Below are 19,000 nucleotides of genomic sequence, written 5' to 3' on the forward strand. Positions count from 1 at the left end.
CAGACAAAAGGAGACGCCCAGTCATGAATGGTGTAAAACCATTTACATACTGATCTGATTATTTGTAAAAACGGGTAAATAAACATGTCCCCGACCCGCATCGGTCGCATCATCCGCAGGCTTCGGACCGAACGCTCGCTGTCGCAGCAGGCGCTGGCCGTCCGGCTGGGCATTTCGCCCAGCTACCTCAACCTGATCGAGCACGACCAGCGCAGCGTCACGGCGTCGTTGCTGATCAAGCTGACGCGGGCGCTGGATGTCTCCATCGAGGCCCTGTCGGGCGTGGACGAGCAGCGGATGGAGGGGCTGCTGCATCAGGCGCTGTCCGACCCGCTGCTGGGCGCGCACGGCGTGCCGGCGCAGGAAATCGCGGCACTGGCGGCGCAGCCCGAGGCCGCGCGGGCGGTGCTGACGCTGCACCAGGCGTTCCGCGCCGCGCATCACGACGCGACCCGCCTGATGCTGCCGACGGGCACGCGCGTGATCCTGCCGCAGGACGAGGCCCGGCTGGTCTATGACGAGCGGCTGAACCATTTTCCGCAACTGGAAGAGCTGGCGGAGCAGGTGCGCGCCGAGATGGCGCGCACGGCCCGCCTGCCGGATGGCGAGGCCGTGGCGCCGTCGGAAAGCAACCACATGATCGCGACCCGGCTGCGCCAGCATCATGGCATCGTGGTGCGGATCACCGCGCTGGACGGGGCATTCCGCCGCTACGACCCCGACAGCCGGCTGCTGCTGCTGTCCGACCTGCTGCCGCGGGAAAGCCGGGGATTTCAACTGGCTTTTCAACTGATGCTGCTGGAAGGGCGGGAGGTGATCGAGGCGCTGTTGCAGGAGATCGCGCCCAGCACCGACGATGCGCGCATCGTGATCCAGATCGGGCTGGTCAACTACGCCGCCGCCGCGCTGCTGATGCCCTATTCGCCGTTCCTGGCGGCGGCGGCGGCGCTGCGCTACGATTTGGACATTCTCTCGGCGCGGTTCGGCGTGTCCTACCAGCAGGCGGCGCAGCGGCTCTCGACCTTGCAGAAGCCGGGCGAGCGGGGGGTGCCGTTCTTCTTCGTGCGCACCGATCCTGCGGGAAACATGACAAAGAGTTTCTCCGCCTGCGGTTTTCCGGTGCCCCGGCAGGGACATTCCTGCCCGCAATGGAATGCCAATACCTGCTTCGCCACGCCGGGCGTGACGCAGGCGCAGGTGGCGCAGTTTACCGACGGGCGGACATTCCTGTGCTTCGCGCGGACGGTATCGGGCATTTCGACCGGCTGGAACGACCTGCAACCGGTTCATGCCATCGCCATGGGGTGCGATATCACCCGCGCGTCGGAAATCGTTTACTCCGACCGGCTGAATCTCCAGGCGCCGGCCATTCCCGTCGGTATTTCCTGCCATCTGTGCGACTGGACCGAATGCCGGTCGCGCGCGCATCCGCCGCTGCACCATCGCCTGGCGCTGGATATCAACCGGCGGGATGCGCTGCCGTTCACGCTCGATACCGGGCCGGAGCGCCCGGGCGGAGGAGGGTGATCGGGAAAAAACGCAAGCCGGCGAAACGGCCGCGAACCCGGGTGGGCCCCGGAAGTTTCAGCGATCGGGGCATCCCGACCTGAAATTGGGCTCGTGCAGTGGAGATGAAATCTCTATATTGGGGACTGTACATCCCCCCAACCAAGAAATCGGCGTTCGAACCGATCAGACAGGTGGATTGAAAATACAGTGTCAGACAAAGAAATTTTCCAGGTTCCGCCGTCCTTCGCCGCGCAGGCCGGCGTCGACGGTGCCCGCCTGCGCCAGATGACCGACGACGCCGCGCGCGATCCGGAACAATTCTGGCTCGGCCAGGCCGGGCGTCTGGACTGGGCGCGGCGCCCCACGGTCGCGTCGGGCTCGTCCTTCGCCGATGACGTGTCGATCCGCTGGTTCGCGGATGGGCGGCTGAATGCCAGCGTCAACTGCCTGGACCGCCATCTGGCCGAGCGGGGCGAGCAGATCGCCCTGATCTGGCAGGGGCAGGAGGCATCGCAGGTCGAGCGCCTGACCTATCGCGCGCTGCACGAGCGCGTCTGCCGGATGGCCAACGTGCTGCGCGGGCTGGGGGTCGGCCGGGGCGACCGTGTGGCGATCCATCTGCCCATGGTGGTCGAGGGCGTGGTGGCGATGCTGGCCTGCGCGCGGGTCGGCGCCTTGCATGTGGTGCTGTTCGGCGGGTTTTCGGCCGAGGGGCTGGCCGACCGGCTGAACGATAGCGGGGCGGTGGCGGTCATCACCGCCGACGAGGCGCGGCGCGGCCCCAAGCGGATCGCGCTGAAGACCGTGATGGACGAGGCCCTGGCGCGCGGCGTGCCCAGCGTGCGGCACATGCTGGTGCTGGCCGTGACCGGCCTGGACCTGCCGATGCAGGAAGGGCGCGACCTGGAACTGGCGCCGCTGCTGGCGCAGGCATCGCCGGATTGCCCGGCCGAGGAAATGGAGGCCGAGGACCCGCTGTTCCTGCTCTATACTTCCGGCAGCACCGGCAAGCCGAAGGGCATGGTGCATGCCACCGGCGGCTACATGGTGTGGGCCTCGTTCACGCATGAGATGGTGTTCGACCATCGGGCGGGCGACGTGTTCTGGTGCACGGCCGATATCAGCTGGATCACCGGGCACACCTATGTGGTCTACGGGCCGCTGGCCAATGGCGGCACCGTGCTGCTGTTCGAGGGCCTGCCGTCCTACCCCGCGCCGGGACGGTGGTGGGAGGTGATCGATACCCACAAGGTCACGACCTTCTATACTGCGCCGACGGCCATCCGCTCGCTGATGCGCGACGACGATGCGGTGGTGAAGCGTTATGCGCTGGACAGCCTGCGCCTGCTGGGCAGCGTGGGCGAGCCGATCAGCCCCGATGCGTGGGTGTGGTTCCACGAGGCCGTCGGGCGCGGCCGCTGCCCGGTGGTCGATACCTGGTGGCAGACCGAGACCGGCGGCATCCTGATCGCGCCCGTGCCCGGCGCGGTGCCGCAGAAGCCCGGATCGGCCACCCTGCCGCTGCCCGGCGTGCAGGCCGTGCTGCTGACGGACAAGGGCGAGGTCATCGAAGGCGAAGGAGAGGGCTGCCTGTGCATCGGCCGTTCCTGGCCGGGTCAGGCGCGCACCATCTGGGGCGGGCATGAACGGTTCCGGCAGACCTATTTCAGCTTCAGCCCCGGCTATTATTTCTCGGGCGATGGGGCGCGGCGCGATGCCGACGGCTATTACTGGATCACCGGGCGCATCGACGACGTGATCAACGTCTCGGGCCACCGGATCGGGACCGCCGAGGTCGAGGACGTGGTGGCGACCGACCATCGCTTCGTCGAATGCGCGGCGGTTGGCGTTCCGCACGATATCAAAGGCCAAGGGCTGGTCGTGTTCGCGGTGGCGCGCGACGCGGCGGAGTCCGGACTGGCCGAGGCCGCGACGCTGGCGGTGACGAAGGGCATCGGGCGCTATGCGGTGCCCGAGCGGGTCTATCTGGTGCCCGACCTGCCCAAGACGCGCTCGGGCAAGATCGTGCGCCGGCTGCTGCGCAAGATCGCCTGCCACGAACTGGACGGGCTGGGCGACCTGTCGACCCTGGCCGACGCGACGATCGTCGACCGGCTGATCGCCGTGGTCGGCGCGGCGAAATAAGGGGCGGCGGGCAGGATATCCTGCCCGCCTTCCTGCCCTGAAGGGGAGCGGGGCAAGGGGCCGGCGAGCCTGCCTCCCGCGGATCGCGCACCCGGTTCCGCCGCGCATGTTGCCGGGTGTCCCTTTGGACGGCCGGCTTGTTCGCGCGACCATCCATTGGCATCACAAGATCGCACCCTGTCGCGGCCTCGATGCCGATATGGTCGATGCGGTGCGCCGGGCGGACTGGATCGGTGCCAGTGGCGGGCCGATTCGCGCACGCGATGCCGAGGGGGAGGAAAATAATGCGATCCTGGTGGAGACTTGCTGTGCTTGCCTGTCTGGCCCTGTCCGCTGCCTGCGGCGGGCCGGGCGAGGCCGTGGCGCGGATGGTGACGCGGCCCGTGAGCTGGAGCCAGGACGGCGTGCGGTTTGACAGCGTGCTGGTCTATGACGATGCCGTGTCGGGCCGCCGGCCCGGGCTGGTCATGGTGCCCAACTGGCATGGGGTGAACGCGATCGCCATCGACAAGGCGCGGATGATCGCGGGGCATGAGTACGTCATCCTGCTGACCGACCTGTATGGGGCCTCGGTCCGCCCGGCCGACGATGCGCAGGCCAAGGCGGCGGTGCAGCCGCTGATGGCCGACCGGGCGCTGCTGCGGCGGCGGATGGTGCGGGCCTTGGCCGAATTGCGGGCGCAGGCGGCCTCGGCGCCGATCGACCTGTCGCGTCTGGCGGCCATCGGGTTCTGTTTCGGCGGCACGGCGGTGCTGGACCTGGCGCGCAGCGGGGCGGATCTGCGCGCGGCGATTTCGTTCCATGGCGGGCTGGCGACCGACGACCCGGCACTGGCGCGCAAGATCCGGGCCCCGCTGCTGGTCATGAACGGGGCGGACGACCAGTGGACGATGCCGGACCTGCCGGCCTTTCTGCGGGAAATGAGCCAGGTGCCCACGGCCTGGCAGTTCGTGACGATCGGGCATGCGGTACATTGCTTTACCGAGACCGAGGCGACCGGCGCCACGGGCATGTGCCGGTACAACGAGGATGCGACGCGGCAATCCTATGCACTGATGCGCGGGTGGCTGGCGACGCAGTTTGCGAAGGCGGCACCATGAAGGACGCGCGGGTGCTGCGGTACGGGCTGGCTGTGCTGACGGCGGTGGCGCTGCTGTCGGGGCGGTCGGCGGCCTGGTCGCAGGGATATCCTGCCGGCATTCCGCCGGGGCGGATCGCCCCCTCCGGGATCATGCAGGGCGACAGCGTGGCGTCGGCGGCCGACCGGGCGCGGCGGCGGATGGAGGCGGACACGGCGATCCGCCAGCAGGACCTGGCGGTGCGGACGCGTCAGCAGCGGGCAATCGAACGCGACCGCGCGGCACTGGACGCGGCGCGCGGGCAGCGGGGAGGGTCGGCGCCCGCAACGCCGGAGCAATGGCAGCGCGAGCAGGCGTTGCGGAACGATATCGACCGGCGGATCGCAGTGCAGCGGCAGGGTGTGACCGTAACGTCGACCGGCCCCGGGGCTTGGATCATGCGCGACGGGGCCGGCGCGACCCAGGGCGTATGCCGGGAAATCGGCGGCGTCCTGACCTGCTGACCCACACCCCGATCATTTGATAACGAATGGGTTTCCAAAGGGCGACTGCCCTTTGGCGGGTCAAGGGCAGCGCCCTTGCCTCCTACGGCGGCCACCCCCCATGGGCAGCGGGAGCATCGTGACGGTTCCACCAGCCGCCCCCCAGCGACTGGAAGAGGCCGGCCGTGTCGGACAGGCGCGCCGCGCGGGCCTGGGCCAGGGTGAGGCGGGCCTGAAGGGCGGTCTGGGTGGCCAGCAGCATGTCCACCCGCGAGGCGTCGCCATAGGCGAGGCGGGCGCGGGCGATGTCGAGACCGCGCGTGGCCGCGCGTTCGGCGTTGGTGTCGGCGACCAGGGCGGTGGCGTCGAAGCTGACGGCGTTCAGGCTGTCGGTGACGTCCTGCACGGCGGAGACGACGGCGGCGCGATATTCGTCGGCGGCCTGCTCGTACTGCGCGCGGGCGGCGCGTTCCTGGTGCATCAGCTGGCCGCCCTGGAACAGGGGCTGGGAGACCATGCCGGCGATCATCCACTGGCCGTAGCCGGGGACGAACATCTGGCCGATTGAGGCCGCCGCCACGCCGGGCTGGGCGCTGAGTTGCAGGTTGGGCAGGCGGTTGGCGATGGCGACGCCGACCTGCGCGCAGGCGGCGTGCCAGTCGGCCTCGGCCACCTTCAGGTCCGGCCGCTGGTCGATCAGTCGGGCGGGCACGCTGACGGGCAGGTCCTGCGGCAGGGTAAAGCCGTCGAGTGTGAAATCGGGTGTCGGGTCGTCGGGCATGTCGCCCGCCAGCGCCGCGATCTGGTCGTGCTGCTGCGACAGTTGCTGGCGCAGCGGGACCAGCGTGGCCTCGTCCTGCGCAAGCTGGGCGCGCTGCACCGCCAGGTCGGAATCGGCCATCTGGCCCAGCGCCATCTGGCGCGTCGCGGAGTCCAGGATCTGGTGCTGGCTGGCGATCATCTCCTGCACCGTGTCGACCTGCGCGCGCAGGGCGGCGTAGGCGATGGCGGCCTGGACCAGTTCGCCGGTCAGGGACAGGTAGGCGGCTTCCAGCTGGTAGCGTTCGGCGTCGCGCTGGGCGCCCGAGGCCTCGATCCCGCGCCGCAGCCCGCCCCAGATATCGGCCTGGTAGGAGATGTTCAGCTGCGCCGTATGAACGGTGTAGAGCCAGCTGTTGCTGTTGGGCACCGGCGAATAGGTGCGCGAGGTCTTGAAGCGCGCCGGGTTGAAGCTGGCCGAGATGCTGGGATAGAGCACGCCCGCCTGGGCGGCGCGGTTTTCCTGCGCCACGCGCAGCGCGTGGCGCGCGGAATCCAGGGTCGGGCTGTTGGCCAGCGCGTGCCGGACCAGCCGGTCCAGCGCCGGGGAGCGGAACAGCGCCCACCATTGGGCAGGGATGTCCGCGCCGGGGCGGAAGGTCTGGGCCTGCCCGTCGGTGCCGGCCACGCTGTCGGTCCGGGCGGGGCGCCCGGCCTGCGCGAAATCGGTGGCGGGGGCCGCGGGGTGATGGAAGTTCGGCCCGACCGCGCAGCCGCCCAGATCCGCCAATATCGCCAGCAGGCCGGCACCGCACAGCAGGGGCCGCCAGCGGCGGGGCGGAAGGGCGCGCGCGGGGGGGCGGCGCGCGGGCGCGGCGGTCATGTCGGGTCTCCCTTCCGGCGTGGCGCGCGGCGGGCGTACCAGGCTTCCAGCTCGCAATAATAGGTGGGCAGGATGAACAGGGTCAGCAGGGTGGCGATGCCCAGCCCGCCGACGACGACGGTGGCGAGCCCGCGCTGGACATCGGTGCCGATGCCCGTGGCCAGGGCGGCGGGCAGCATGCCCATGCTGGCGACGGTCGCGGTCATCAGCACGGGGCGGAACCGCTCGCCCGCGCCCTCCAGCACCGCGTCGCGCAGGGGCATGCCCTCGTCGCGCAGGCGGTTGATGGCCGAGATCATGATGATGCCGTTCTGGATCGCGACGCCGAACAGGGCGATGAAGCCGACGGCGGTGGCGATGTTCAGCGTCTCGCCGCGCAGGTTCAGGGCCACCAGCCCGCCCAGGGTGGCCATGGGCACCACCGCCAGCACCAGCAGCGCCTGGCGCAGGCAGCCGAACTGGCCGAACAGCAGCACCAGCATTACCCCGAACATGATGGCCAGCGCCACGGTCAGCCTGGCCTGGGCGCGTTCTTCCTGCTGGAAGGTGCCGGCCCATTCCAGCCGGTAGCGCGCGGGGTCGAAATGCACCTGGCCGGCGATGCGGCCCTGGGCGTCGGCCAGGTACTGCGACAGCGGGCGCTGGCCGTTATCGACGCGGATGGTGATCTGCCGGTGGTTCATCTCGTGCGCGATGTTCGCCTCGCCGGTCTGGAGCGAGACGCGGGCGACCAGCCCCAGCGGGACCCGCGCGCCGTTCAGGCCCGTCAGCGGAATCTGCCGGATGGCGGAGAGGTTGTTGTTCAGGCGCCGCTTCATGTGCGCGGTCATGGCGTAGATGCGGTCGCCCACATAGACCTGCCCCACGGCGGCATCGCCGACCATGTTCTGGACCACGTTCATGATGTCGGTGCCGCTGACGCCGTAGCGCGCCGCCGCCGCGCGGTCGACCGTCACGTCCAGCTGCGGGATTTCGGGTTCCTGGAAGATCGAGGCATCGGCGGTGCCCGGCACCTGCCGCAGCACCTCCACGATATGGGTGCCGATATGGCGCAGTTCCTTCAGGTCGTCGCCATAGACGCGCAGCACCAGCGGGCTGTGCGCGCCGCCGACCAGGTCGTTCATGTTGTCGGCGATCGGCTGGCTGATGCCGAAGCTGATGCCGGGGATCTGCGCCAGCCGGTCATGCAGGCGGCGGATGAATTTCACGCGGGTCTCGCCGTGCGGCCAAGTGCCGTACGGGGTCAGGCCGACCGGGGCCTCGATATGCGAGGGGCTCCACGGGTCGGTGCCGGAATCGTTGCGGCCGATCTGCGTCGCCACGTAGCTGGTCTCGGGGAAGGCGCGGATCGCGTCGCGGATCTCGTCGGCCATCGCGCTGGCCTTTTCCAGCGACAGGCCCGAGGGAAGCTGGATCTGCAGCCACAGCGAGCCCTCGTCGAGGTCGGGCAGGAACTCGCGCCCCGTGCGCGCGCCCAGCCACACCACCAGGCAGAAGGCGACGGCACCGGCCAGGTAGGCCGCCCAGGGCCGGTCCACCATGTGCCCCAGCCCGCGCCGGTAGGCATGGTGCAGCTTTTCCAGCGGTACGTTGTGATACAGGCGGTGCGGCTTGCGCATGGCCAGGTACGCCAGGGCCGGCGTCAGCGTGGTGGCGCACAGCAGCGCGCCGATCAGGGCGAAGCTGACGGTAAAGGCCATGGGCCGGAACAGCCGGCCCTCGGCGCCCTCGAAGGCGAAGAGCGGGCCGTAGGCGATGATGATGATCAGGGTCGCGAAGACGATGGCGCGGCCGACATGCCGGGTGACGGCAAGGATATCGCCCTCGTCCATCTTGTGGTCGGGATGTTCCTCGCGGATGCGCAGGATGGCCTCGGTCACCACGATGGCGCCGTCCACGATCACGCCGAAATCGATGGCGCCGAGCGAGAACAGGTTGGCGGGCATGTGCAGCAGGTGCATCAGCACGAAGACCGTGGCCAGCGCCAGCGGGATGGTCACGGCGGCGACGATCGCGCTGCGCGGGCTGCCCAGGAACAGGACCAGGATCAGGAACACCAGCCCCACGCCCTCGATCACCGTATGCGTGACCTTGTCGGTCGTCGTGCGCACCAGGCTGTCGCGGTCGATGATGGGCACGATCTTCACGCCCGACGAGGAAAGCTGGGTCTGGAGCCGCGCGACGGTGGCGTGCAGGTCGCGCAGCACCAGCGAGGGGTTCTGCTCGCTGAGCATCGTGACGATGCCCTCGATCGTGTCCGCGTTGCCGTTCAGGCCCAGGATGCCCTCGCGCACCTGGTGGCCCAGTTGCAGTTCCCCCAGGTCGCGGATCAGGATCGGCACCCCCTTGTGCTGGGTCACGGCGATGGCGCCCATGTCGGCCAGCGTATGGACCATGCCGACGCCGCGCACGATATAGGACTGGTCGCCCCGGGTGACGCGGCCGCCGCCGGCATTGGCGTTGTTGGCCTGCAATGCCGCGATCACGTCGTTGACGCCGACGCCGTAGCGGAACAGGGACTGCGGATCGAGGACGATCTGGTACTCGATGGTGAAGCCGCCGAAATTGTTGACCGCCGCGACGCCGGGGACCTGCATCAGCGCCGGGATGACGATCCATTTCTGGATGTCGGACAGTTCCATCAGGTTCCGGCCGTCGGATTCCAGCGTGTAGCGGTAGATCTCGCCCGACGGGCCGGTGATCGGGCCCAGCGTGGGGATGACGCCCGTGGGCAGCATGGCCTGGGCGAGCTGTTCGGAGACATGCTGGCGCGCCGCATAGACATCGGTGCCGTCGCTGAAGATCAGGGTGATCAGCGACAGGCCGAAGGTCGAGCTGGAGCGGCTGTCCACCAGCCCCGGCGTGCTGGCCAGCAGCCGTTCCAGCGGGATCGTGACCTCCTGCTCGATCTCCTCGGCCGCCAGGCCCGGGACCTGGGTCGTGACCTGGACGTTGACCGCCCCCAGGTCGGGATAGGCCTCGACCGGGATCAGGTGCCACGAGACTGCGCCCATGGCGACCAGGATCATCATGGCGGCGAAGACGACGCGCCGCTGCCGCAGGCAGGTGGCGATAAAGCGATTAATCATCGTTCAGCAGCACCGCGCCCTGGGTCACGACGCGATCGCCGGCCGAAAGGCCGGAGATGACCTCGCACAGGTCGCCGTCGTCGTAGATGATCTCGATCTCGCGCCGCCTGTAGGTGTGGGGCGCGGTCTCGACGAACACCGTGACGGTATCGTTGTTCATCAGCAGCGCCGATTGCGGGACCATGATGCGCGGGGGCTGCGGGGTCAGGATGGTCACGGTGGCGAACATGCCCGGTTTCAGCATGGCGTCGTCGTTGGCCAGCACCACGCGCGCCTGGAGCGTGCGGGTATCGGCCTGCAATGCGGGCTCGATGGCCGCGATCGTGCCGTGGGCCGTAAGGCCCGGCCGGGCGGCGACGGTGATGTCGGCCTGCTGCCCGACATGGACCGTGTCCGCCAGGTTTTCCGGCACGGCGGCGACGGCCCAGACCTGCCCCGTGCCCACGATCGTCATCAGCGGCGCCGTCGGGTCGGTGACGAAGGCGCCGGCGGCGGTGTTGACCGCCGACACCGTGCCGTCGATCGGCGCGGTCAGCCTGATCACGCCGCCCTGTCCGGGCTGGGCGCGCAGGGCGGCCAGCCGCGCGGTGGCGCGGTCGTCTTCCGCCTGGGCCTGGAGCCAGGCGTTGCGGGCGGATTCCACGTCGCGCGTCGCGGCCCCGCCGGCGCTGGCGACCCCCTGGGCGCGGGCCAGGGCCCGCCTCGCATAGTCCAGCCCCGCGCGGGCCTTGGTGGCGTCGGTGGTGGCCAGGGCCATGTCGCCCGATGCCAGTTCGGCGACCACCTGGTTGCGGGTCACATGGTCGCCGGCGGAGACCGGCAGGCTGACGATCGCGCCGGCGACCGGCGTCATCACCGACAGCGACTGCGACGGCTCGGCCCTGATCTCGCCCGGGACGGGAATGGTACGGCTGGGCGAGGCGAGCGTCACGGAGGTGACGGACAGGCGCGCGGCCAGCGGGGAATCCGGGGCCACCGTCAGCCGGCCATGGTCGTCGCGGACCATGGCGGTATCGGCCCGGGCGCATGCGAGGCCCCCGAACAGGATGGCGCAGACCGCGAGCCCGGCCGCGACAGGACGCAAGGCGCGGCCGGACGACCGGAAGAAGAACTGCGGATATGTCGCGGGCGCGGTCTGGTGCATGGGCCTGAGCCTGAAGTCCTGGAAGAGAAGGCGCCACCCGATCCCTCGAACAGGGGCCAGGCCGGGACCGATTCTGTACAAGATTATCGTGTTACGGGAAGAAGGGGGCCGTTCTGGGGCGGGAGGGCGCTTGGGCTCGTGATGTGTGGCGCGCGCCGGACCCGTCAGGCCCCGGCACCGCGCGCTGCCACTAGCGACGATCCGAACCATTGTCCATGGGGGCGCGGCAGGGGGCGTTTCGGCATGGCGCACGGCCGTGGCGGGGGCCGGACCGGGGTGTCGCCGCGGGCCGGCGACGGGCGCGGAAAGGGCGGCACGACCGGCGGCAGCGGGGCGGGAACGGGGACCGGCCGGGGGGCGGAAAAGGAGGGCTGTAAAAAACGAAATGAAAACATCTGTCTGTATCAGGTCTGGCACGGTCTTCGCTTTTATATCGGGCCGATCCGGCCGAGGCCCGGCCCGGAGGGCCCGGGCGCGGCAGGCAGGTAAGGCGACCGATTAAATATTACAAACTTTTGCAAAATCATAACGGTAAGATGATGGTTATTTAATATTCTTTCATGAGAGAATGCGGAATTCGCATATGTCATGAAAATTTCACGTCCCTTTTCCGTGCTCTCCGACCGGCGGGGGTGCCGGATGCGCCCGGGTGCCGGCAGCCGGCGTGACGGGGGTTGGATTTCATGTCATTGCGGAATGTGATTGCCGGGCCACGCGTCCCGGCGCGCCTGCGATTTCCCGAAAAATCTTGAAAGGTTGTCCCTTTGCGTCCGCTCTCCAAACGCATTCTCGCCCTTTCCCTGTCCACGGCCCTGGCCACCGTCGGCGTGGCGGGCCTGTCGCAGCGCGCGCACGCGGCCGACAGCCAGCCGCAGCCGCAACCCCTGGCGCTGCCGGATTCCATTCCCGCGCCGCGCGACGTGCCGTTCGGCGGCACCATCCGGCTGTCGGTCGATGCCACCGACCTGACGCGCCATATCATGACGGTGCACGAGACCGTGCCGGTGCCGGCCGCGCTGGCGGCGACCGGCGGCGACCTGCCGCTGTTCTACCCGATGTGGCTGCCGGGCGACCATTCGCCGACCGGCTCGCTGGACCAGTTCGGCGGCCTGGTCGTCAAGGCCGGCGGCACGACGCTCGACTGGGTGCGCGACAGCGTGGCGGTCAGCGCCTTCCATATCCATGTGCCCAAGGGGGCGCATGCGCTGGATGTGTCGTTCCAGCTTCTGTCGCCCGTGTCGCCCGAGGAAGGGCGCATGGTGATGACGCCCGGGATGCTGAACGTGCAGTGGAACCAGGTGGCGCTGTATCCGGCCGGCTATTTCACGCGCCAGATCCCGGTGGAGGCCAGCCTGCGCCTGCCCCGGGGCTGGCAGTATGGCACGGCCCTGCGCGCGCAGGTGACGGCGGGCGACGTCGTGACCTTCAAGCCGGTGCCGTTCAATACGCTGGTCGACTCCCCGCTGTTTGCCGGGCGCTATTTCCGCCGCATCGACCTGGCGCCGGGCGCCGTGGTGCCGGTGTCGCTGGACCTTGTGGCGGACAAGCCGGAGGAGCTGGAGGCGACCGACGCGCAGATCGCGACGCATCGCGCCCTGGTGACGCAGGCGAACCTGCTCTACGGCTCGCATCATTACGACCATTACGATTTCCTGCTGGCGCTGACCGACGAGCTGGGGCGGATCGGGCTGGAGCATCACCAGTCCAGCGAAAACAGCGGCCCGCGCGGCTATTTTACCGAATGGGACAAGACGTTCGCGGCGCGCGACCTGCTGGCGCACGAATATACCCATTCGTGGAACGGCAAGTATCGCCGGCCGGCCGACCTGTGGGCGCCCAACTTCAACACGCCCCAGCGCGGGTCGGGCCTGTGGGTCTATGAGGGGCAGACCCAGTATTGGGGCTATGTCCTGGCGGCGCGCGCGGGCCTGATGACGGTGCCGCAGGTGGAGGAGGCGCTGGCCGAGGTGGCGGCGATGTACGACACGCGGCGCGGGCGCACCTGGCGGCCGCTGCTGGACACGACGAACGACCCGGTGATCGCGCGGCGCGCGCCGCTGTCGTGGCGGAGCTGGCAGCGGAGCGAGGATTACTATTCGGAAGGCCAGCTCGTGTGGCTGGATGCCGATACGCTGATCCGCCAGCTTTCGGGCGGCAAGCATTCGCTGGACGATGTGGCGCGCCATTTCTTCGGCACCAATGACGGCAGCTTCATCACCAGCACCTACGCATTCGACGACGTGGTGAAGGCGCTGAACGACATCCAGCCCTATGACTGGGCCGCGTTCCTGCACCAGCGGCTGGACAAGACGTCGGAGCATGCACCGCTGGACGGGTTCACCCGCGCCGGCTACCGGCTGGTCTATACGGACAAGCCGAACAAATATGTCTCGTCGGTCGCCTCCATGCGCCACGTGACGGATTTCAGCTTCTCGCTGGGCATCATGATCGGCAAGGGCGGCACGCTGAGCAATGTCGAATGGGGCAGCCCCGCCTGGCAGGCCGGGATCACCCGCGATGCCAAGCTGATCGCGGTGAACGGCGATGCGTATGACGCCGACGTGCTGCGCGACGCGGTCGTCGCGGCCAAGGACGCGCATGCCGCGCCGATCGCGCTGCTGCTGCAGGAAGGCGACCGGTACGTGACGGTGTCGGTGCCCTATCATGGCGGGCTGCGCTATCCGCATCTGGAGCGCGTGGACGGCAAGCCCGACATGCTGGCCGACATCCTGGCCGCGCGTCACTGAAGAGCGGGGGCGGGGGCCTGCGGGCGCGGTGCTGATGCGCGTGCGCCTTTGTCTTCCGCCCCGACATGACGGGGCGGTGGGGCACTGACATGCGCCCCACACTGGCTTCGGTCGTGCTGGTTGCCGACCTGGCGGGAACGGTCGTGTTCGCCGCCGAGGGCGCGATGGTTGCCTCCGCGCGGCGCCTCGACCTGTTCGGCATCATGGTGCTGGCCTGCGTGGTCGCGCTGGGCGGCGGCATGATCCGCGACGTGCTGATCGGCGCCGTGCCGCCCAGCGCGATCCGCGACTGGCGCTATCCGGCGCTGGCCTTCCTGACCGGCCTGGTGGTGTTCCTGCTGCCGCCCGCCCTGCGGCCCGTGCCGGGGGGCGCGGTGCTGGCGGGGCTGGATGCCGCCGGCCTGTCGCTGTTTGCCGTCGCGGGGGCCGAGAAGGCCCTGTCGCGCGGGACCGGGCCGCTGGGCGCGGCCCTGATGGGCATGGTGACCGGGGTGGGTGGCGGCGTGATGCGCGACCTGCTGCTGGCGCGCGTGCCGCTGATCCTGGTGTCAGACATCTATGCCACCGCCGCGCTGGCCGGCGCGGCGGTGGTCGTCGCCTGCCGGCGGCTGGCGGTGCCGGTGGCCTGGGGGGCGGTGGCGGGCGGGCTGGTCTGTTTCGGCCTGCGGCTGACGGCCCTGCGCTATGGCTGGAACCTGCCCGGCGCCGTGCGCTGACAAATCCATGCCGGGTGCTATGCTGCCGCCGGTCGTGGAAAAAGGCGGGGCGCATGCGACGTCGGACAATGCTGCTGGGGGCGGCGATGCTGCCCGTGCCGGTTTCGGTGCCGGGGCCGGCCTGGGCACGGGGCGGGCGCACGGTGGACGTGCTGTATGCGGGCTCGCTGCTGAACCTGATGGAGCGCGGGATCGGCCCCGCCTTCGATGCGACCGGCGACGATGTCTTTCGCGGCTATGCGGGCGGGTCGGGGGCGCTGGTCAACCAGATCCGGGGCGGGTTGCGGCGCGGCGATGTCTTCATCAGCGCCGATCCGGCGCTGAACGACCGGCTGGGGGCGGGGCAGGGCGACCATGTGCGCTGGTATGTCGTCTTCGCGCGCTCGCCGCTGGTGATCGGCTACAACCCGCGCAGCGCCTTTGCCGATGCGTTGCGTACACGGCCCTGGTACGAGGTCCTGCAACGGCCCGGCATCCGGATCGGCCGCACCGACCCGGTACTGGACCCGAAAGGGGCGCTGACGGTCCGCATGCTCCAGCAGGCCGGGCCGTTCTATCGCCAGCCGGACCTGGCGGCGCGGATCATGGGCAACGACACGGCCGGGCAGGTGCGGCCCGAGGAAAACCTGGTCGGGCGCCTGCAATCCGGGCAGATCGATGTCGGGTTCTTCTACGCGATGGAAACCGCCGACCTGCATATCCCCACCATTCCCCTGCCGCCGGAATTGTCGCTGGCGGCCCGCTATTCGGTCACGATCCTGCGCGATGCGCCGAACCCGGAAGGGGCGGCGCGGTTCGTCGCCTTCCTGCTGGGGCAGGCCGGGGGCGCGATCCTGCGGCAGCACGGGCTGGAGACGGTGCCGCCGGCCGTGGTGGGCGATGGCGGGACGATGCCCGCGCCGTTGCGGCCGCTGATCCATTCCTGACGGGCCGGCGATGCGGCGGATGCCCGGTGCCGTCAGGTTTCTGGCCTGTCTTCTCGGCCTGTGGCTGCTGGCGCCGTTCGCCGCGGGCCTCTTGCGGCTGGGCGATGCGGACTGGTCCGGGGTGGATCGTGCGGCCCTGTCCCGTGCCGCCGGCGTGTCGGTGGCCAGTGCCGGTATCGCGACCCTGCTGATCGGGCTGTTCGGCATTCCGCTGGGTTATGTGCTGGCGCGGGGACGGGGCTGGTGGACGGCGTTGCTGGGTGGGGCGGTGCAATTGCCGCTCGCCCTGCCGCCCCTGGCCGGCGGGGTACTGCTGCTGTTCCTGCTGGGCTATGGCGGGCCGCTGGGCGCGCTGGGGCTGAGCGAGCATTTCGCCGGCATCGTCGCGGCCGAGATGTTCGTGGCGGCACCTTTCCTGATCATTGCCGCGCGCTCGGCCTTTGCCGCCATCGATCCGGCGCTGGAGGATGTGGCGGCGACGCTGGGGCACCGGCCGGGCGCCATCTTCCTCCGCGTCAGCCTGCCGCTGGCGTGGCGGCCGATCCTGGCAGGACTGGTCCTGGCGTGGCTGCGGGCCTTCGGCGAATTCGGCGCGACCGTGATGCTTGCCTATCATCCCTATTCGCTGCCGGTCTTTACCTATGTCGCGTTCGGCGAGGCCGGGCTGCCGTCCATGCTGCCAGTGCTGGCGCCGACGCTGGGGCTGGCCGTGCTGGTGATGGCGGCGGGGCACTGGCTGACGCGGCCCCTTGCCCGGCAGGCCCCAACCCGGACAGGCCTATTGCCGCCTTTGGCCGAAAGCGGGGCGGCCGAGGCACCCCCGCGCCATCTGGCGCTGGCGCTCCACCGCGCCCTGCCGGGCTTTACCCTCGAGCTGAGGCTGGAAAGCCGGGCGCGGCGCATCGCCGTCCTCGGCCCCTCCGGATCGGGAAAATCGATGACCCTGCGGGCGATTGCGGGGCTGGAGGGCATGGCGGGGATGCAGGTTAGGCTCGATGGCCAAGACCTGTCGCCGCTGCCGCCGGAACGGCGCGCGGTGGCCTATGTGCCGCAGGGGTACGGGTTGCCGGCGCATCTGACGGTGGCGCGGCAGGTCGGGTTCGCGGTGGATTGCGTGCCTGACCGGGCGGCGGCGTGGATGGCCGCGCTGGGGCTGGAGGATCTGGCGGGCCGCTACCCCGACGAACTCTCGCCCGGCCAGCGCCAGCGTGTGGCGCTGGCCCGTGCCCTGTCGCGGCGCAGGGTGGACCTGGTGCTGCTGGACGAGCCGTTCTCGGCGCTGGATGCGCCGCTGCGCGCGCGGTTGCGGCGCGAGGTGCTGGCCGTACTGCGCGGCATGAACGTGCTGACGGTCCTGGTGACGCACGACCCGGCCGAGGCGCTGGCGATGGCCGAGGACATCGTGCTGCTGGATGGCGGGCGCATCATCCGCGCCGGCCCGGCCGCCGCCGTCTTCGCCCGGCCGGGCAGCGACCTGGCCGCCCGCCTGCTGGGGGCCGAGGCGATCGGCGACGGGGTGGTTCTGCCGGACGGCCGGATCGATGTCGGGCAGGGCGTGGCATTGCTGGTCGGGCACCCGGACGGCGAGGCGGCCGATCTGCCACCGCCGGGCACGCGGGTGCGCTGGTCGGCCCGCCCCCACCAGATCCGGCCGATGGACGATGGCGCCTATCCCGCGCGCATCCTGTGGCGCGGCGCGGTACGCGACGGCCAGCGCCCGATGCGGCTGCTGCTGGGCGATGCCGAACTGGAGATCCTGGCTGACCCGTCCTGCATGGCGGACGGCCCGTGCCGGGTGAGCATCGACCCGCGTTGTCTGCAGATCTGGCCGGCGGCGTAACGGCGGCTTGCTGTTCCCGTTGCGGGAAAGAACGGAAAGACTCCGCTCTGTTCGTGAAAAACAGGCAGGCGAGACGGTGCCATGATCGGCGCCCGTCAGACGATGCTGGTGGCCTCGCTGGTCGCAGGGTCGCGGATGGCGGCGCGGACGATATGCAGGGCCCGTTCCAGGGCCGGGTGGTCGTCCGGAGCGCCCAGGCAGATGCGCAGGCCGGAATCGGCGTCGCGGGAAACGCTGCACGCTTCGGGGGGCGTGAGTTCCACCCCGGCGCGCAGGGCGCGGTTCAGGGTGCGCTGGGCGGCCAGCGGCGGAAGCGGCACCCAGACATGGGGCGAACGCACCGCCCCCGGCGGGTCGATGGCAAGGCCCAGGACCCGGTGTGCCATGGCCAGCCGGACGGCGGTTTCGGCCTGGACCGCGTCGGCCAGGGCATCGGCGGTGCCGTCCGCCACCCAACGGGCGAAGATCATCCCGCCCAGTGCCGGCGGGCAATAGCCCAGCGCGCGGATGCCGCGCATGATCCGCTCGCGCGCCACATTGGGCGGCAGCGTGACGAAGGCCAGGCGCAAACCCGGGCACAGCCCCTTGGAAATGCTGGCCAGATAGACCGTGCGTTCCGGCGCGATGGTGGCGATCGGCGGCGGACGGTCGGCCGGATCGGCGTAGGTATAATAGGCATCGTCCTCGAAGATCGTCAGGTCGTGCTGCCGGGCGATCCGCGCGATGTCCTGCCGGCGGGACAGGCTCATCGTCCGCGTCGTGGGGTTCTGCAGGGTCGGCAGCGTGAACAGGACCCGCGCGCGGGTCTCGGCGGCGGCGCGCTCCAGCGCGGCGGGGATCAGCCCTTCCTCGTCCATCGCCACGCCGCGCAATGTCAGGCCCAGATGCTCGGCGGCGGTGCGGGCGCCGTAGAAGGTGGCGGATTCGCACAGCACCGTGTCGCCCGGCCGGCAGAGCGAGGACAGCACCAGCGCAATCGCATGCTGGCCGCCATTGCACTGGATCAGGTCGGCCGGATCGCACGCCAGTCCGTAGCGGCGCGCCAGCCACGCCGCGCCGGCCTCGCGCACCGAACGCAGGCCGCTGGCCTGGATATACTGCACGGCCGATTCCAGATGCCCGGTGGCGGCCAGGTCCGCGACCGCGCGCTCCAGCGCCCGCGACAGTCCGACACGCGGCGGCACGTTGCAGCGCAAATCGATGGTGGCGGCCGGCGGGGCGGCCTGCGGGGCGAACGGCGCGGGATCGAAGCTGGTGGCGATCGTGATGTCGGGGCTGGCATCCCGGATGAACGAGCCACGGCCGACCTGGGCCACCAGCAGGCCGCGCCGTTCGGCCTCGGCATAGGCCTTCGTCACGGTGCCGATGCTTAGCCCCAGTGCGAAGGCAAGCTCGCGCTGGGGCGGCAGGCGGCTGCCCGCCGGCAACAGCCCCGAAGCCACGTCGCGCTCCATGGCGTCGGCCAGCCGGGAATAGAGGGGGCCCGGCGGGGGCGGGATATCGGGGCGCCACATGATTGTCGTTGATCCGGCAGGTGAGTTTCGCTGCATTGAACTATGACAATATAGAAATTGACGGTCAAGTTTTGTGGGACAAAACTCGGGACCGAAGAGGAATTGTCAAATTGTAATAGTACAATTTGCCTCGCAATCCATGGCGCATGCCATGGGCGGGAGGGGGA

At 69.9% G+C, this 19,000-nt stretch carries 12 protein-coding genes; 8 read left to right on the forward strand and 4 right to left on the reverse strand.

Translation table 11 applies throughout. The features are described from left to right. Window positions 1–84 precede the first annotated feature (84 nt). The 4 genes from HLH27_RS14270 (at window position 85) to HLH27_RS14285 (ending at window position 5,236) form a co-directional block, all read left to right on the forward strand. Window positions 85–1,527 (forward strand): helix-turn-helix domain-containing protein, encoded by a 1,443-nt coding sequence (locus tag HLH27_RS14270; RefSeq protein ID WP_182950710.1) that lies wholly within the window; start codon window positions 85–87, stop codon window positions 1,525–1,527. Between the two features lie 189 nt (window positions 1,528–1,716). Next, a complete protein-coding gene (gene acs / locus HLH27_RS14275; RefSeq protein ID WP_182950711.1) occupies window positions 1,717–3,654 on the forward strand; it encodes an acetate--CoA ligase in 1,938 nt (645 codons plus the stop codon). Between the two features lie 308 nt (window positions 3,655–3,962). Continuing rightward, window positions 3,963–4,754 carry a dienelactone hydrolase family protein gene (locus HLH27_RS14280; protein WP_338029919.1) on the forward strand — a complete coding sequence of 264 codons (792 nt, stop codon included), beginning with the start codon at window positions 3,963–3,965 and terminating at the stop codon, window positions 4,752–4,754. Beyond that, window positions 4,751–5,236 carry a hypothetical protein gene (locus HLH27_RS14285; protein WP_182950713.1) on the forward strand — a complete coding sequence of 162 codons (486 nt, stop codon included), beginning with the start codon at window positions 4,751–4,753 and terminating at the stop codon, window positions 5,234–5,236. The genes HLH27_RS14280 and HLH27_RS14285 overlap by 4 nt, the downstream gene beginning before the upstream one ends. An 82-nt stretch (window positions 5,237–5,318) precedes the next feature. On the opposite strand, the gene HLH27_RS14290 is transcribed toward HLH27_RS14285, so the two are convergent. Genes HLH27_RS14290 through HLH27_RS14300 form a run of 3 tightly spaced genes read right to left on the reverse strand, consistent with a single transcriptional unit; the run spans window position 5,319 to window position 11,090 of the window. Beyond that, window positions 5,319–6,857 (reverse strand): efflux transporter outer membrane subunit, encoded by a 1,539-nt coding sequence (locus HLH27_RS14290; RefSeq protein WP_182950714.1) that lies wholly within the window; start codon window positions 6,855–6,857, stop codon window positions 5,319–5,321. Then, entirely contained in the window at window positions 6,854–9,946 is a 3,093-nt protein-coding gene (locus HLH27_RS14295) for an efflux RND transporter permease subunit (protein WP_182950715.1), read from the reverse strand. Before HLH27_RS14295 ends, HLH27_RS14290 begins: the two co-directional genes overlap by 4 nt. After that, window positions 9,939–11,090, reverse strand: a complete 1,152-nt coding sequence (locus HLH27_RS14300) for an efflux RND transporter periplasmic adaptor subunit (RefSeq protein WP_182950716.1) — start codon at window positions 11,088–11,090, stop codon at window positions 9,939–9,941. Before HLH27_RS14300 ends, HLH27_RS14295 begins: the two co-directional genes overlap by 8 nt. Before the next feature lie 764 nt (window positions 11,091–11,854). On the opposite strand from HLH27_RS14300, the gene HLH27_RS14305 reads away from it, so the two are divergent. The 4 genes from HLH27_RS14305 (at window position 11,855) to HLH27_RS14320 (ending at window position 17,319) form a co-directional block, all read left to right on the forward strand. Continuing rightward, window positions 11,855–13,837, forward strand: a complete 1,983-nt coding sequence (locus HLH27_RS14305; RefSeq protein WP_182950717.1) for a M61 family metallopeptidase — start codon at window positions 11,855–11,857, stop codon at window positions 13,835–13,837. Between the two features lie 89 nt (window positions 13,838–13,926). Then, complete coding sequence (locus HLH27_RS14310) at window positions 13,927–14,553, forward strand: trimeric intracellular cation channel family protein (protein WP_182950718.1); 627 nt, start codon at window positions 13,927–13,929, stop codon at window positions 14,551–14,553. Window positions 14,554–14,606: 53 nt separating this feature from the next. Next, window positions 14,607–15,479 (forward strand): extracellular solute-binding protein, encoded by an 873-nt coding sequence (locus tag HLH27_RS14315; RefSeq protein WP_182950719.1) that lies wholly within the window; start codon window positions 14,607–14,609, stop codon window positions 15,477–15,479. Between the two features lie 19 nt (window positions 15,480–15,498). Further along, a complete protein-coding gene (locus HLH27_RS14320; protein WP_220790428.1) occupies window positions 15,499–17,319 on the forward strand; it encodes an ABC transporter ATP-binding protein/permease in 1,821 nt (606 codons plus the stop codon). Between the two features lie 95 nt (window positions 17,320–17,414). Here the strand turns inward: HLH27_RS14320 and HLH27_RS14325 are convergent, their stop codons facing one another. Next, window positions 17,415–18,833, reverse strand: a complete 1,419-nt coding sequence (locus tag HLH27_RS14325; RefSeq protein ID WP_182950721.1) for an aminotransferase-like domain-containing protein — start codon at window positions 18,831–18,833, stop codon at window positions 17,415–17,417. Window positions 18,834–19,000 lie beyond the last annotated feature (167 nt).

It is taken from the genome of Gluconacetobacter takamatsuzukensis, from assembly GCF_014174275.1.
Classification (GTDB): domain Bacteria; phylum Pseudomonadota; class Alphaproteobacteria; order Acetobacterales; family Acetobacteraceae; genus Gluconacetobacter; species Gluconacetobacter takamatsuzukensis.